This window comes from Desulfosudis oleivorans Hxd3 (assembly GCF_000018405.1).
Lineage (GTDB): Bacteria > Desulfobacterota > Desulfobacteria > Desulfobacterales > Desulfosudaceae > Desulfosudis > Desulfosudis oleivorans.
Genome location: NC_009943.1, coordinates 2,137,535 through 2,149,909, shown reverse-complemented (window position 1 = coordinate 2,149,909; position 12,375 = coordinate 2,137,535). Strand labels below are relative to the sequence as shown.

The following is a 12,375-nucleotide window of genomic DNA, read 5'->3' as shown; positions in this document are numbered from 1 at the left end:
CTGACGGCGTCACTACGAGCAGAAGGAGTGCGAAACGAAGAAAATGTTTGTAGTGTGCCCGTAAGGGCATCGCACCCGGACAGCCGGAAAACGCCGAACCCGTCACTACGAACAGAAGGAGTGCAAAACGAAGAAAGTGTTTGTAGTGTGCCCGTAAGGGCATCGCAATTGGACAGCCGGAGAACGCCTGACGGCGTCACTACGAACAGAAGGAGTGCGAAACGAAGAAAATGTTTGTAGTGTGCCCGTGAGGGCATCGCATCTGGACAGCCGGGGAACGCCTGACGGCGTCACTACGAACAGGGGGGATCATGTACACTTATAGAAACATGACACTTGAAGAGCGCACACAGATATTAGCCAGACGCAAAGAACGTGGATTCCCCTGGCATGCGCCACCCCATTACAGCGGAGAAATAAACATCTATCTCATCAGTGCAGCATGTTTTGAGCACTATCATATTATGGCAACCCCCAACCGCCTGACCGAATTCTCTGAAGCGCTCATCGGGGGTATGGAGAGCGATTTAAAGCTTCATTCTGTTGCATGGGTTGTGCAACCCAACCACTATCATGTACTGGTAAAAACAGACTTGGACACATTAAGGCCATGGCTCGGCAGACTACACAATGGAAAGTCCACTCAATGGAATCGTGAGGACAAAATGCCCGGACGTAAGGTATGGCATCGTTTTACGGATAGGCGGATACGTTCCGAACGGCATTTCTACGCCACTTTGAATTATATTCATGCCAATCCTGTCAAGCATGGATACGTAGAAGAATCAAGTGATTGGCCATGGAGTAGCCTGCATGATTATCTGACAGTTTATGGCCGGGATACCTTGGTTCAATGGTGGAATCGTTATCCAATTAAAGATTACGGCACAGGATGGGATGATTGAGGCGAAACGAAGAAAATGTTTGTAGTGTGCCCGTAAGGGCATCGCAATTGGACAGCCAGAAAACGCCTGACGGCGTCACTACGAGCAGAAGGAGTGCGGAGCGAAGACCCGTTTGTAGTGTGCCCGTAAGGGCATCGCATCTGGACAGCCGGAAAACGCCTGACGGCGTCACTACGAACAGAAGGAGTGCGGAGCGAAGACCCGTTTGTAGTGTGCCCGTAAGGGCATCGCACCCGGACAGCCAGAAAACGCCTGACGGCGTCACTACGAGCAGGGGGAGAGAAAACAAGTCTTTGCTGTGGGTTATTTCTTCCCCGGGACTATCAGTCGTGCATCCACGTCAAACTTTCCGGCGGCCTGAAAAAAAGATTTATCGGATGTCACAAGTTGTAGTCCATGGTCGGACGCAAGGGCAAGGTGCAGCGCGTCAAGGGTTCGCAGGGATGTTTTAAAGAATCCGATCCAGTCTTTTGCCATCTGCCAGTGGTGGCGCTCCACCGGAATAACGTGAAACAGGCCGGCATTCACATGGCTGCTGAATTTCATCAGGATGCGGTTTCCGTCCGTATCGTTCAGTTCCTTTGTTCGCACTTTTCTAGCCACTGCGGAAACAAGCTCTACCTCGGCAAGATAACTCAGGGCCGGTTTCGCCTCTTTTCTCAACAGTTCCTGGACCTGGCGGCTTAGAGGTTCCGGACAGTAATATGCCGCCAGAACACTTGTATCCACATAAATCATCAGTAGCGCTCCTCGTTGCGTCCGTCGATAACCGCCCGGCTCAAGGAGCCGCCCTTTGACGTGATGGACGCTCTGAAACTGTCCAGGTCCGGCAACCGTTTTTCCGCATCAGCCGCCGGCAGAAGCCGTGCCACCTTTTTCCCCCGCCGCAGAATGGAAATTTCTTCCCCTTTTTGTGTGCGGTCCAGCAGCGCGCTGATTTTCTCCCTGGCTTCTTTTACGTTAACCTCCATCATTACAAACCTCCTGTCTGAAAATGCCGCTCAATAAAAACATGATAATGTACATTTTAATATCATATGTACACATTGAATACAATAGTGTACATATTGTTTTCAAAGGCGGTATTGTTTTAGGGTTTGTAGTGCGCCCGTAAGGGCATCGCAATTGGACAGCCAGAGAACGCCTGACGGCGTCACTACGAGCAGAAGGAGTGCGGAGCGAAGACCCGTTTGTAGTGTGCCCGTAAGGGCATCGCAATTGGACAGCCAGAAAACGCCTGACGGCGTCACTACGAACAGGGGGGGGCTCAGGAATGATGAATGATGAATGATGAAGGAGACTCAGGAATGATGTTTGTAGTGTGCCCGTGAGGGCATCGCAATTGGACAGCCGGAAAACGCCTGACGGCGTCACTACGAACAGAGCATACTCAGCCCGCCTGCTTCACCCGTTCCGGAAAATTGGTAAATACGCCGTCAACACCCATGTCCCGCAGCCGCTTTATCTCTTCAACCGTGTTGGCGGTAAAGACAAAGGCAGGGCAGCCGAGGCCGTGGATCTCGTCAACCAGTTCGGTGGTTACGAAATCGGCGTCCACGTGGATGGAAAAAGGGGAGAGGTCTGCGACCAGCCGGTCCAGGTTCAGGGGCGGCCCGGTGAGGTTCGGGGCAATGGGAAGGCCGGGGCAGAGCGTTTTTGCTTTTTTCACCTGCCGGTGATCAAAAGAGGATACAAGGAAGTCTGCATATTGCCGCCCTTGATTTTTTACGTAAAATTCAATTAAAGCCGCCACCGGGCCGGCGGTGCCCGGTCCTTTTAATTCGATGTTGACCTTTATTTTTCCGGCGGCCAGCTCCAGCACTTCGGAAAGCAGGGGAATTTTCTGGCCATTGCCCGCGTCCAGGCTGCGAAGATAGGCAACCGAGCTGGTCATGACGTACCCGGCGCCGTTGGTGGTGCGCTCCAGCCGGTTGTCGTGAATCACCACCAGGGCGTTTTCCACGGCAAACACATCCAGTTCGATCCAGTCGGCCCCCAGCTCCACGGCTTTTTCAAAGGCGGCCAGCGTGTTTTCCGGCGCGTGGCCGCTGGCCCCCCGGTGGGCCAGGCAGATCAAGGGTTCTTTTGATAAAGAGGTCATATGAACCGCCTTTTGCTGGTGGCACTGGTGCGATAGGCCTGGGTGTACCGGATGGTCTCCCGAAACCATACCGCCCCGGCGATTGCAAGGAGCAGACAGCGGCTGTCCTCATTCAGATTTGCGCAGGGATTTTCTCCGCCTGCCAGAATCGGCGCCAGCGCCTGCATTTGCGGGTTTGAGACGGCCCCGGCCGCTTCCATGCCCAGGCGAGTTTCTTGTGCCACGGCAGAAAGGGTTTTCCACAGAAGGGTTTCGGGCACATGGTAATCGGCCCCGGCGCCGGCTCTGGTTGCTCCGTCGCAGGAAACCGCGTCACCCCGGCAGAGCAGAACGCTTTCCACGGGCAACCCCTTTGACCGGAGTTCGGTTTCAACGGCACAGGCCCCGTCACTGCCGCACACCACGATTTTAGGATGGGCGCTTACATCTTTTTTCGGCCGCCGGTCCTGACTGAATACACGCTTCTTTACCACCAGGTCCGGCCGGCGATACATAGCGGCAAGTATGCGTGGTGCATGGCCTGCCGGGGCCTGCCACACATCGACCACCTGATAGTGGTTGCGGACGTTTTTCAGGGTTTTTCGAATAACGGCAAACACAGCGGTCTGTGTGGAAGGGTCTATATGGGTGCCGATAAAAAACATTTGTGCCCTCAAAATCAGAAACGTGTCATTGCGCCTGTCTGCCATAGCCTTTGGCGACGGCGGAAGCGAAGCGAAGCAATCTTGAGCAGATACGAACGAGATCGCTTCGTCGCTACGCTCCTCGCGATGACGGGAAAAGAGTGTCATTGCGCCTTGCTCCTCGCGATGACGGGAAAAAGAGTGTCATTGCGAGCGAAGCGAAGCAATCTTGAACAGATACGAACGAGATCGCTTCGTCGCTACGCTCCTCGCGATGACGGGAAAAGAGTGTCATTGCGCCTTGCTCCTCGCGATGACAAAAGGCTGTCAATCCCGATGCCATTATAAATCCAGGGAAAACTCAGCGTAAACAGGAAAGTGGTCCGACGGAAAGATACCGGCAAACCGGTCGGTGATGATTCGCTTTTCTCTCGGGCCACCCATGTTGCGGCACAGAATCCAGTCAATACGGTCGGAAACAGCATCCCCTGTAAACTTGTGGAAGGTGCCGGAGTTGTCCCCGTCAAACACATCAAAAAAGGGTCGTGTCAGCCGGCCCGGATGGGTAAAGGCCCGGTGGCAATCGCTGCCCGGACCCGCGTTAAAATCGCCGGTGATCAGGACGGGCAGGGCGGTGTTTGAAAATTTTTCAAGGCGCGCCAGCAGAATGGCCGCGCTTTTGACCTGGACAGGTTCATCAAAATCAAAGTGGGTGTTGACGCAGACCATTCGGAGGCCTTCTTTTTCAAACGTCCCCATCACGCACTGCCGGGGCCATCGGCTGTCGGGCATGCGGCTGGGAATGTCCGGCGTGTCACTTAAAAAGAAGCGGTCACAGTCACGGCACTCCCAGTTTTTGTGGTAAAAGATCAGTACATCCTGCCATCCGGCCGGGGCCGGCGTCCGCTTGCCAATGGCATGATAATCGGAAAGCAGGCCGGCAAAAAAAGCGGCCTGAAACCCATTGACCTCCTGCATGCCGATAAAATCAGGGCGGTACTGCTTAAACAGCTCGACAAACGCTGGTTTTCTGTTCTCCCAGCTGTGTTCACCGGCATCGGCCAGGCCGAAGCGGACATTGAGGCTCATCACGGAAACGCGGCCCGTGCTCTGGGGTTGATCTTTCATCCGGTTACTATTACCCGGCCCACCGGGTGTTGTCAACGAGGGACATACCGGGTGCGGGACCGTTTTTTCTCCTTGACACCGGGACGGTCACCGATTAAATATAACGGTACATTTGTTCCGGGCGCGTAGCTCAGTTGGTTGGAGCGCTGCCTCGACACGGCAGAGGTCACAAGTTCGAGTCTTGTCGCGCCCACCACCGGAACTCTAAGGGCCCGTGCCGATAAAAGGTCACAGGCCCTTTTTCTTTGGGGTATGTCTGGATGCAACCATTCACCCACGGACGCTGTTAAGCCAGAATCAGTCCGGTATCTCCACGATAAGGGCGTGGGCCGGGCCACCACTGGCGCACAGGGCCGCGCAGCCGAATTTTTTCCCGCGCCGCCTGAGTTCGTTGATCATTGTAACAACCAGGCGGGCCCCGGTGGCGCCCACGGGATGGCCCAGGCTGATGCCGGAGCCCACGCCGTTGAGCCTTTCCGGATCCACCTTCAGCTCCCGGTTGCACCCGATGACCTGGGCGGCAAAGGCCTCGTTGAACTCAAAATAGTCGATCTGCTCAAGTTTCATGCCGGCAAAATTTAACGCATTGTGAACGGCCGGCACCACGCCCATGCCCATGATCTCCGGAGAGACGGAGCCGGGGGCCGATGCCACCACCCGGGCAAGGGGGGCAAGGCCCATCTCCTTTGCGGTGGTGGCGGCCATCAGGACCAGGGCGGCGCCGGCGTCGTTCAAGCCCGAGGCGTTGCCCGCCGTGACGGTGCCCTCTTTTTTAAAGGCGGGCCGCAGGGCCGCCAGCCGCTCCAGGGTGGTGTCGGCCCGGGGGTGTTCATCGGTGTCAAAGATGGTGTCACCTTTTTTTGTTTTAATGGTGACCGGCACGATCTCTTCGGCAAACCATCCTTTTTGAATGGCGGCAACGGCCCGCTGGTGGCTCATCAAAGCCCATTCATCCTGCTCCTGGCGGGAGATTTTGTATTTTTCAGCGATGTTTTCGGCGGTCACCCCCATGTGGTAGCCCAGCAGGGCATCCACCAGGCCGCCGATCATCAGGCTGTCCTGGACCGTCTCCCCGTCGCTCAGGCGGTATCCCCTGCGGGCCCCGAACAGCAGGTAGGGGGCGTTGCTCATGCTTTCCACCCCAACCACCGCGCCGATGTCGATCTTGCCCAGCATGATCTCCTGGGCCACCAGTTCGGTACCCCGCATGGAAGAGGCGCACTGCTGGTGAACGGTAAAGGCAAAGGAGGTGGCGGGCAGGCCCGCGCCCATGGCGATGTGGCGGGCCGTGTTGCCCGGTGCTCCGGCCTGGTTGCACTGGCCGCAGACCACCTCCTGAACAAGCGATTTGTCTATTTTCGCCTTTTCAAGGGCGCCGTTTAAGGCCACCACGCCCAGGTCCACCGGGCCGAGGGTGGAAAGCGAACCGGCAAAGTCTCCAATGGCGGTGCGCGCGCCGCTGACAATTACCACGTCTCTCATGCACATGTCCTTTCGTTTTTTATGTCCCGCCATTTACCCTTCAATGCCATACTCTTTCATTTTGGCCAGCAGGGAGGGGTGGCTGATCTCCAGCAGCTTTGAGGTCCGGGTGCGATTGCCGCCGGTTTTGGCAAGGGCCTTTTCAATCAGCCGCTTTTCAAAGATTTTCTGGGCCGCCTTGATGGAATAACCGTCAAATCCGGCCAGGGCGTCGCCCGGCCCGCCGGCAGAATCCGTGCCGAAACCAGGGGGCAGGTCGTCCGGTGTGATGGTGTCGCCCTCGGCCAGGACCACGGCCCGCTCGATGAGGTTTTCAAGCTCCCGCACATTGCCCGGCCAGGTGTGGGCCAACAGGCGGGAGAGGGCCGCCGGCGCCAGGCCGGTGATCGTTTTATCCAGCTTTTTATTAAACTCCTGGACAAATGTCTCTATCAGCAGGGGAATGTCCTCCTGGCGGTCGCGCAGGGGCGGCAGATGAATATGGAGCACGTTGAGCCGGTAGAACAAATCTTCGCGAAAGACACCTTCGGCCACGTCGGCCTCCAGGTTTCTGGCTGTGGCGGCCACGATACGGATGTCAATGGTCCGGGTGGCTGACGCCCCCACCGGCCGGATCTCCCTGTCCTGAAGCAGGCGCAGCAGCTTGACCTGCAAAGAGGCGGGCAGCTCCCCGATTTCGTCGAGAAAGAGGGTGCCCTTGTGGGCGATTTCGCACAGGCCGGTCTTGTTTTTGTCCGCCCCGGTAAAGGCCCCTTTCACATGGCCGAACAGTTCGCTTTCCAGCAGGTTTTCCGGTATGCCGCCGCAGTTGACCGGGATCAGCGCGTTGGGTGCCCTGGGGCTGTTGAAATGAAGGCTGCGGGCCACCAGCTCTTTTCCGGTACCGGATTCGCCGGTGACCAGCACGGTGGTGTCGTGGGCCGCCACCTTGGTGATCAGGTCGGTAACGGCCTGCATGGCCTTGCTTTTGGCAATGATCTTGCCAAAGGTGTAACCCCGGCCAAGGGTGGCGATCTGTTGTCGCAGGGCAATGTTTTCCCGTTTCAGCCGTTCCCGTTCCGACGCTTTTTTCAAGGCCAGCAGCACCTCGTCGGACTTGAAGGGTTTGGATATATAGTCGTAGGCCCCGTGCTTCAGTGCCTCCACCGCGGTGTCGATGGTGCCGTAGGCTGACATCATGATGACTGTGGCATCGGGAAAGTGCTCGGTCCGATGGGCCAGAAAGGCAAGCCCGTCCATGCGGGGCATCTTGATGTCGCACAGGATAAAGTCAAAGGGCTGCTTTGCAACCATCTCCAGTGCCTGTGCCCCGTTTGCCGCGGTCTCAACCTGGTAGCCCTCCCGCGTGAGCATGGCGGCCAGCATGTGGCGCATGTTCTCTTCGTCATCCACGACCAGCACGTTTTTTTTCGGCTCATCAACCGGTTTCATGGCCTGATCCTTTTTTTTGCGCGGCCGGCAGTTCAATTCTTAGAACGGTTCCCTGGCCCCGGTTGCTGTCGATGCGAATGGTACCGCCCAGGCTTTCGATGATCATGAAACAGACGGAAAGGCCCAGCCCCGTGCCTTTGCCCGGCTCCTTGGTGGTATAAAACGGATCAAAGACAAGATCAAGGTCCGGCGCCGCAATGCCCGGACCGTTGTCGATCACTGACGCTTCGACCATCTCCGGTCCGTTGCCGGCGTCGGGACAATGGTTTTTTGTGGTGATGGTGATGCGGCCCTCTTGCTGGTCGGAAACAGAGGCCAGAGCGTCGGCCGCGTTGATGACCAGGTTGACAAATACCTGGCGCAGCCGGTCCGGCGGAGCCATCACCGTGTCGTTGGCCGCGGCAAAATCGCATGAAAAGGTGATGTCCTTCATTCCGGGCTGCACATTCAGCATGCGGAGCGTTTCCTCAATGACACGGGAAAGGGCCACCGGGCAGGGCTTTTCTCCGGCGGGCCGGGAAAAGTCGAGCAGTTCCCGAATGGTGGTGTTGATCCGGTTTATTTCCGCCTCGCACCGTTTCAGGTAGTCCTGCCGATCCGCCGGGGAAAGGGCCGGGTCGTTGAGCATCTCCAGGTAGCCCAGCACGATGCCCACGGGGTTGCCGATTTCGTGGGCAATGCCCGCGGCCAGCCGCCCCACGGAGGCCAGCTTTTCCGCGCGGATCAGCTCGTTCTGCCGGTTCTGAATTTCAAGGTTGGCCTTTTCCAGGCCGGCCAGTGAGGATTCAAGGCGGTGCTTGTCGTCGCCGATGCGCTTGAGCATGCGGTTCAGGGCGCCGGAAAGCTGGCGGAACTCGTTTTTCCCCCGGTCGTAGAAAAACCCCAGGTCCTCCACATCCCGGTACTCTTCGGCCCGCCGCACCAGGCGATTGATGGGGCTGACCGAGAACCGGCCGATGATGTAGGTGCCCAGCAGGGTAAGCAGGATCAGGTTGAAAAGCGCGTATCCGAAGAGCAGGGCCTGGTCTTTCCGCTGGGCCGCGTAAAGATCGTTTAAGTCAGTCACCGTGCCCAGGCTGCCCATGACCGTGTCTGTTCCGGTCATCAGCGGTCCGGCGATTAAAAGGGACCGGGGGCGGGGCAGGAACACGCCCCATGTTTTGCCGTAAAGCCCTGTGACCTGTTTTTTTTCCTGCATAGCGCGGTCCGCCAGCTCAACCAGGGGAACCTGTTCAGGGGCGGTCATGCCGGTGATATGGGCAAACCCGCCGGATGGGTTTAACACCACCACGGCCTTTACTTCGGCTGCTTGAAACAGGGCGCCAAGGGCCGGCTCTGTGTCCGGCGGGAAAAAGGGCGCGGCCGCATCCTTTGCCGTCAGTTGGTGGGCCACGGCCAGGGAGAGAAGCCGGTGCTCGGCGATTTTTGTGCTGATAAACCGCTGCCGGTCAGTGGAGAGCGCCACCACGTCAAACAGCACGGTGGCGATAAGAATCAGCACCGCCAGGTTGATGGCGATTATGGTGCGAAGGCTCTGTGTGTTCACGCTTTCAGCGTCCAGTCCGGGTGATGGTGGTTGCGTGTCTTGTTAGAAACCGGATTTTACTTGTTTCTGTTTATCATGGGAGTCAAAAAAACACAATCACTCTGGCAGGTTGCCGGAATCACACCCACGGCCGGCGCTTAAGGGGAAAAGGGGGCGGACCGCCCCCGGCTCAGGTGGCTCATGAAAAGCCGGAGCCTGAAGGCGCGGCGCAGCCGGTACCGGCGGTGTTTCTGCCAACGGCGCCGGTGCGGCTGATCAGCTTGCTGACTTTGGCATGGTGACAACGGGGGCAGGCGATCCGTTTCTTTTTTTTGGTCATGACCAGCTCTTCGAATACATGGCCGCATTTTTCACACTGGTATTCAAATATCGGCATGGCGCCCTCCATGGCCTGCCCGGCCTTTTGGTTCCGGGCCGGGCCGGAAATTTTAAAAGAATTTTCTTTTCAAATCATTGTGCCCTGTACTAGAGTACCAAGTTTACGACGCTGGCTTTGTAAAAAGCCCGATATCTGCGTTGCGCTGCACCCCTCGTCACTGCGGCGTACGACAAGTACGCATCATTCCTCGGGGTTTGCGACGCCTTGATCTTGAACTTTTTACTTTGCCATCCCAAATAGACTTTTTACGAGAGTACCAAGTTTACGACGTTGGCTTTTTGAATGCAAACCTTATTGGGATCACTACACAACCAGAAGGGAAACGTTATCCATGGCCGGGGTAAAAGACCAGATTGAGCGCGGATTTGAGCAGCTGGCCCGCACACTTTATACCCATCGCCTGAAGGTGCTGGTTTTTTTCTGCGTGCTGCTGGGGGCGTTTTTCTACAAGATTCCCTCTATTACCGTGGACACCTCGGCCGAGGCCCTGCTGGACGAGCATGACAAAAGCCGCATCGAATACGACCGGTTCCGGGACCAGTTCGGCCAGGACCGGTTTGTCGTGATTACCATCACTTCCGACCATATCTTTACACAATCCTTTTTTGAAAGGCTTCACACGTTCCAGGCCGCGCTGGAGGAGCGGGTCCCTTACGTCAAGGAGGTGACGAGCCTGATCAACGCCCGGCATACATGGGGCGACAGCGACGAGCTTATCGTGGAGGATCTGCTGGAAGGGTGGCCGGACCGGACCGTGGATTTTGAGGTACTGAGAAACCAGGTGATGGCCAACCCGGCCTACCTGCACCAGTTTATCTCCACTGACGGCCGCACCACCTCGGTCATCATTGAACCGGATGTTTATCATACGGAACAGATGGATGTGCTGGAGGCGTTTGACAGTTTTGACGAGGAGATATTTGTCGGGGAAGAGGAGACGCAGCAGAAACGGTACCTGTCCGACATGGAGAACGAGGTCCTTGTGGAAGCGGTCCGGGAGGTTGTGGCCGCCTACCATGCCCCCGATTTTTCTCTGGCCCTGGCCGGCGGCCCGGTGGTGCTGGAGGTCTTTAACGACTATACCATGCTGGACCTCAAAAAATGCTTTCTGCTGAGCTTTGTTGTGATCCTGGTTTTTCTCTGGCTGCTGTTCCGCCGGGTTTCCGGCGTGGTCCTGCCTTCTATCGTTGTGCAGGGCGCCACCTTTTCCACCCTGGGGCTGTTGGGATGGTTCGGCGTGCCCATCAAGATGACCACCACGGTGCTGCCGGCCTTTCTCCTTTGTGTGGGCGTGGCCGACTCGGTCCATATCCTGGCCCTTTTTTACAAGGAGGTGGACCGGGGGGAGAGCAGGAAGGATGCCATCGGTCATGCCGTTGGCCATTCCGGCCTTGCCGTGGTATTGACCTCCCTGACCACGGCCGCGGCCCTGCTTTCGTTCTCTTTTGCCGAACTGACCGCCCTGGGCGACCTTGGCCTTTTTGCCGCCGCCGGTGTGCTCCTGGCGCTGTTCTATACGCTTTTCATGCTGCCGGCCCTGGTGGCGGTAGTGCCGGTTCGTCCGCGGTCAGCCGGGCGGCAGAAACAGGGCCGGTCCCTGGTCATGGACCGGGTCCTGTTGCGAACCGCCAATATCTCCATCCGCCACCCGCTCAAAATTATCGGCATCAGCCTGGTCCTGTTTGCCGTCTCCTTTTATTATATGTTTGACCTGCGTTACTCGGATTACGTGGTCGGTTTTTTCCCTGAGTCCATGGCCGTGCGAAAGGATATCGCCACCATCGACAAACAGTTGAACGGTTCCCTGCAACTGGAGGTGATCATCGATACCGGCAGGGAAAACGGCGTGTATGAGCCCCGTTTTCTCAACCGCATTGACAATGCCACCCATTACCTGTCTCAACATGAAACACCTGAAATTGTTGTTGGAAAGATATATTCCTTAAACGATCTTCTCAAGGAAATTCATCAGGCCCTGAATGAGAACAGGCCCGAGTTTTACGCGATTTCCCAGGACTACAACACCATTGCCCAGGAACTGCTGCTGTTTGAAAATGCCGGGTCAGATGACCTTGAACCCATCGTGGACAGCCTTTTTTCAAAGACGCGGGTAAGCATCAAGACCAACTGGGTGGACTCGGTGGTGCTCAATGATTTCATGCAGGAGACAAAGCACTATTTTACCACCCTGTTCGGCGACAGCGCCCGGATTACCATTACCGGCATGTCCGCCCTGATGGCCCGCACCATTTCCGCGGCTTTGAACAGCATGGTGAAAAGCTACGCCCTGGCCTTTGGGGTCATTGCCATCATGATGATGCTGCTGGTGTGGGATATCAAGACCGGGCTGTTCAGCATGATCCCCAACATTTTTCCCATTTTTCTCTCCCTGGGCATCATGGGGTTTTTTGATGTGCCCCTGGACATGACCTCCCTGATGATCGCCAGTATCGCCATGGGGCTGGTGGTGGATGACACGGTCCATTTTGTTTACAACTTTAGAAAATATTACCTGCGCACCGGGGATGCCCATGAAGCCGTGCGGGCCACGTTTATGGGCGTGGGCAGGGCACTGCTGATCACGTCGGTGGTGCTGGCATTCGGCTTTTTTGTGCTGATGGCCGCCACCCTCAACCATATCGTGCGGTTCGGGTTTTTCACCGGCCTGACCATCCTGTTCGCCCTGCTGGCCGACTTTCTGCTGGCCCCGGCCCTGATGATCGTGATCACCGGGTCACATAAAAGAAGTTCGTCGGCCGCAGCAATGGATTCCAGGTGAT

General features: G+C 56.8%; 11 protein-coding genes and 1 tRNA gene. 3 read left to right on the top strand and 9 right to left on the bottom strand.

The annotated features are described in order from the left end of the window. Positions 1-311: 311 nt before the first annotated feature. On the top strand, positions 312-905 hold the full coding sequence (locus DOLE_RS17950; protein ID WP_012175204.1) for an REP-associated tyrosine transposase: 594 nt from the start codon (positions 312-314) through the stop codon (positions 903-905). Positions 906-1,208: 303 nt separating this feature from the next. Here DOLE_RS17950 and DOLE_RS09170 read toward each other — a convergent pair whose 3' ends face one another. The 5 genes from DOLE_RS09170 to DOLE_RS09150 form a co-directional block, all read right to left on the bottom strand. Then, positions 1,209-1,643, bottom strand: coding sequence for a type II toxin-antitoxin system VapC family toxin (locus DOLE_RS09170; RefSeq protein WP_012175203.1), 435 nt, complete (start codon positions 1,641-1,643; stop codon positions 1,209-1,211). Further along, positions 1,643-1,879, bottom strand: coding sequence for a type II toxin-antitoxin system Phd/YefM family antitoxin (locus DOLE_RS09165; RefSeq protein WP_012175202.1), 237 nt, complete (start codon positions 1,877-1,879; stop codon positions 1,643-1,645). The genes DOLE_RS09170 and DOLE_RS09165 overlap by 1 nt, the downstream gene beginning before the upstream one ends. 416 nt (positions 1,880-2,295) lie before the next feature. Next, positions 2,296-3,006 (bottom strand): glycerophosphodiester phosphodiesterase, encoded by a 711-nt coding sequence (locus tag DOLE_RS09160; RefSeq protein ID WP_232362694.1) that lies wholly within the window; start codon positions 3,004-3,006, stop codon positions 2,296-2,298. Next, the gene (locus DOLE_RS09155; protein ID WP_041280465.1) at positions 3,003-3,650 is read right to left on the bottom strand and encodes a hypothetical protein; all 648 of its coding nucleotides are present in this window, start codon (positions 3,648-3,650) and stop codon (positions 3,003-3,005) included. Before DOLE_RS09155 ends, DOLE_RS09160 begins: the two co-directional genes overlap by 4 nt. Positions 3,651-3,971: 321 nt before the next feature. Then, positions 3,972-4,757, bottom strand: a complete 786-nt coding sequence (locus DOLE_RS09150; protein WP_012175199.1) for an endonuclease/exonuclease/phosphatase family protein — start codon at positions 4,755-4,757, stop codon at positions 3,972-3,974. Positions 4,758-4,876: 119 nt separating this feature from the next. On the opposite strand from DOLE_RS09150, the gene DOLE_RS09145 reads away from it, so the two are divergent. After that, a tRNA-Val gene (locus DOLE_RS09145) sits at positions 4,877-4,953 on the top strand. Between the two features lie 101 nt (positions 4,954-5,054). On the opposite strand, the gene DOLE_RS09140 is transcribed toward DOLE_RS09145, so the two are convergent. The 4 genes from DOLE_RS09140 to DOLE_RS09125 all read right to left on the bottom strand — a co-directional run bounded on the left by DOLE_RS09140 (position 5,055) and on the right by DOLE_RS09125 (position 9,592). After that, positions 5,055-6,239, bottom strand: coding sequence for a thiolase family protein (locus DOLE_RS09140; protein ID WP_041281013.1), 1,185 nt, complete (start codon positions 6,237-6,239; stop codon positions 5,055-5,057). Between the two features lie 33 nt (positions 6,240-6,272). Continuing rightward, positions 6,273-7,670, bottom strand: a complete 1,398-nt coding sequence (locus tag DOLE_RS09135) for a sigma-54-dependent transcriptional regulator (RefSeq protein WP_012175197.1) — start codon at positions 7,668-7,670, stop codon at positions 6,273-6,275. Continuing rightward, entirely contained in the window at positions 7,657-9,216 is a 1,560-nt protein-coding gene (locus DOLE_RS09130; protein WP_012175196.1) for a sensor histidine kinase, read from the bottom strand. The genes DOLE_RS09135 and DOLE_RS09130 overlap by 14 nt, the downstream gene beginning before the upstream one ends. A 178-nt stretch (positions 9,217-9,394) precedes the next feature. Then, a complete protein-coding gene (locus tag DOLE_RS09125) occupies positions 9,395-9,592 on the bottom strand; it encodes an FmdB family zinc ribbon protein (protein ID WP_041281012.1) in 198 nt (65 codons plus the stop codon). Between the two features lie 334 nt (positions 9,593-9,926). Here DOLE_RS09125 and DOLE_RS09120 point away from each other — a divergent pair, with 334 nt between their 5' ends. Beyond that, entirely contained in the window at positions 9,927-12,374 is a 2,448-nt protein-coding gene (locus DOLE_RS09120) for an efflux RND transporter permease subunit (protein ID WP_012175194.1), read from the top strand. The last annotated feature ends 1 nt before the right edge of the window (position 12,375 follow it).